General features: G+C 73.6%; 3 protein-coding genes. All 3 read left to right on the top strand.

The window, feature by feature from the left end:
• Window positions 1-1075 (top strand): segregation and condensation protein A (locus AC2CJA_RS25590; RefSeq protein ID WP_484605043.1); only part of this gene is annotated, 1075 nt, incomplete at its 5' end.
• The gene (gene scpB, locus AC2CJA_RS25585; RefSeq protein WP_484605042.1) at window positions 1072-1761 is read left to right on the top strand and encodes an SMC-Scp complex subunit ScpB; all 690 of its coding nucleotides are present in this window, start codon (window positions 1072-1074) and stop codon (window positions 1759-1761) included. The genes AC2CJA_RS25590 and scpB, both read left to right, overlap by 4 nt.
• 22 nt (window positions 1762-1783) lie before the next feature.
• A complete protein-coding gene (locus tag AC2CJA_RS25580; RefSeq protein WP_484605041.1) occupies window positions 1784-2953 on the top strand; it encodes a pseudouridine synthase in 1170 nt (389 codons plus the stop codon).
• Window positions 2954-3175 lie beyond the last annotated feature (222 nt).

Raw genomic sequence — 3175 nt, 5'->3', positions numbered from 1 at the left:
CCCCCCGGCGGACTCCGGGGCCGGGCACCCCGGGGAACCGGCCGGACCGGCCGGCGCCGAACCCGTACCCGGCCCGCCGCCCGAGCCCGAGCACGTACCAGGCCCCCGGCCCGTACGCGAACCGGCTCCGGTGCACGGACCCGGGCCGGAACGGGCACGGCAGCCGCCGTCCGGGAAGGGCCCGCCGCCCGGGGGCGGTGGAGAGCCCGGAGGCCGGGAGAAAGGCGCGGACGGGGAGGCCGAGCCACGCGACGGCCGCTTCATGGTGGTCCTGGACAACTTCGAGGGCCCCTTCGACCTCCTCCTCCAGCTCATCTCCCGGCACAAGCTGGACGTCACCGAGGTCGCCCTGTCGAAGGTCACCGACGAGTTCATGGCGCACATCCGCGCCATGGGCCCCGACTGGGACCTCGGCCAGACCACCGAGTTCCTGGTCGTCGCCGCCACCCTGCTCGACCTGAAGGCCGCGCGGCTGCTGCCCGCCGCCGAGGTCGAGGACGAGGCCGACCTCGCCCTGCTGGAGGCGCGCGACCTGCTCTTCGCCCGGCTGCTGCAGTACCGCGCCTACAAGCAGGTCGCCGAGATCTTCGGCGGCCGTCTGGCCGCCGAGGCGCGCCGCCACCCTCGTACGGTGGGACTGGAGCCGCACCACGCCGAACTGCTGCCCGAGGTGATCATCGGTATCGGCCCCGAGGGCTTCGCCCGGCTCGCGGTCAAGGCGATGCGGCCCAGGCCCGAACCGCAGGTCTACGTCGACCACATCCACGCCCCGCTGGTCAGCGTGCGCGGGCAGGCGGAGGTCCTGGTGGCCAGGCTGCGGGAGCTGGGGGAGGCGAGCTTCGCGGAACTCACCGAGGACGCGGCCGACACCCTCACCGTCGTCGCCCGCTTCCTGGCACTGCTGGAGCTCTACCGCGAGCGCGCGGTCGTCCTCGAGCAGGAGGAGGCCCTCGGCGGTCTCACCGTGCGCTGGAGCGGCGGGGAGGGAGCGCGGCCGCTGGTCACCGACGAGTTCGACGCCAGGGACGGCGCGGGCGGGGGCACAGGCGACGAAGGGAAGGACGGTCTCGGATGAGCGCGGAAACGGACGCGGACCCCGGCACGGCCGGAACCGAGACGGGCACGGGCGCGGACGGGGAGCCCCGGCAGCCGGCCGGCGCCTCCGCCGTCGCCGGGCTGGACCTCAAGCCCGCCCTGGAGGCGGTGCTGATGGTCGTCGACGAACCGGCCACCGAGAAGCACCTGGCCAAGGTGCTCCAGCGCCCCCGCCGCGCGATCGCCGTGGCGCTGCGCGAGCTGTCCGACGAGTACACCCGGCAGGGCCGCGGCTTCGACCTGCGTCTGGTCGCCGGCGGCTGGCGGTACTACACCCGCCCCGAGTACGCCGACGCCGTCGAGGGCTTCGTCCTGGACGGCCGGCAGGCCCGGCTGACCCAGGCCGCACTGGAGACCCTGGCCGTGGTCGCGTACCGTCAACCGGTCAGCCGTTCACGTGTCTCGGCCGTGCGCGGCGTGAACTGCGACGGGGTCATGCGCACCCTCCTGCAGCGCGGGCTGATCGAGGAGGCGGGCACCGAACCCGAAACAGGTGCGATCCTGTACAGGACGACGAACTACTTCCTGGAGCGGATGGGCCTGCGCGGTCTGGACGAGCTTCCGGAGCTGGCGCCCTTCCTTCCCGAGGCGGACGCGGTCGAGGCCGAGAGCCAGGAGGGCGTGCCGTCGTTCGACGTGGACGACAGCGGCGATTCCCAGACTTAGAGACAGTTAGACGGAAACCTTGATGCGAAGCAGCGGCAGGAACAGCAACCGGAACCACCGGGGCGCGGGCAACAGCCGCGACGACAGGCAGAAGCGTGCGGGCCGCCCCCGCCCGGAGGAGCGCCGTTACGACGCCGGCTCCGGCGGCACGGCCGGCAAGCCGGGTCGGCCGGGCGGACCGGGCAAGCCCGCCAAGTCCGGCGGGACCAAGGGCCAGGACCGGCGGGGCCAGGGTCAGGAGGGCAGGCAGGGGCAGGGCCCCGGAGGCGCTTCCCGGGGCGGACCGAGGGCGGGGGCCGGGACGGGAGGCCCCAAGGGCCCCAAGGCCGGCTCCGGGCAGGGCGGCAAGGGCGGTGCCCGCGGGCGCTCGGTCCCGGCGCGCCCCCGCGAGTACGACGCCCAGATCGAGGAGCGCAACCGCGCACGGCACGCCAAGCCGGCGCTGAAGCTCCCCAAGACCTTCGGCGAGACGGAGGGCGAGAGGCTGCAGAAGGTCCTGGCCCGCGCCGGCATGGGCTCGCGCCGGGCCTGCGAGGAGTTGATCGACCGGCGCCGGGTCGAGGTCAACGGCGAGATCGTGGCCGAGCAGGGACTGCGGGTGGACCCGGAGAAGGACGAGATCAAGGTCGACGGCCTGACGATCGCCACGCAGTCCTACCTGTTCTTCGCGCTCAACAAGCCCGCCGGCGTCGTCTCCTCCATGGAGGACCCCGAAGGCCGCCAGTGTCTGGGCGACTACGTCACCAACCGCGAGACCCGTCTGTTCCACGTCGGCCGCCTCGACACCGAGACCGAGGGCCTGATCCTGCTCACCAACCACGGCGAGCTGGCCCACCGCCTCACCCACCCCCGCTACGGCGTGGCGAAGACCTACCTCGCCGCGATCCAGGGGCCCATCCCGCGCGACCTGGGCAAGCGGCTCAAGGACGGCGTCAAGCTGGAGGACGGCTACGCCCGCGCCGACCACTTCAAGGTCGTGGAGAACACGGGCAAGAACTACCTCGTCGAGGTCACCCTCCACGAGGGTCGCAAGCACATCGTCCGCCGTATGCTCGCCGAGGCCGGCTTCCCCGTCGACAAGCTGGTGCGCACCCGCTTCGGTCCCATCGCGCTGGGCGACCAGAAGTCCGGCTGGCTGCGCCGGCTGACCAACACGGAGGTCGGCATGCTGATGCGGGAGGTCGGCCTCTAGTGCCGCGTCGGCCAGGGTCTGCCCGGTGGCGAGGCGCCCCGGTGCGTGCGATCGCCGGGCGGCCGGAAGCCGCACGTAGTTGTCCTACCCGGGCTTTCGGCCAACACGGCGAGCGTGCCAGGGCGGCGAGCGGGGTGAACCCTGACCCACGCGGCACCAGGCCGGCCGGCCCGCCGAACCGCCCGGGTACCGCCCGCCGCCGGCCCCGGCCGGGGAAAATCC

This window comes from Streptomyces sp. ATLC9, from assembly GCF_057196705.1.
This window is presented reverse-complemented; position numbering and strand designations above follow the sequence as displayed.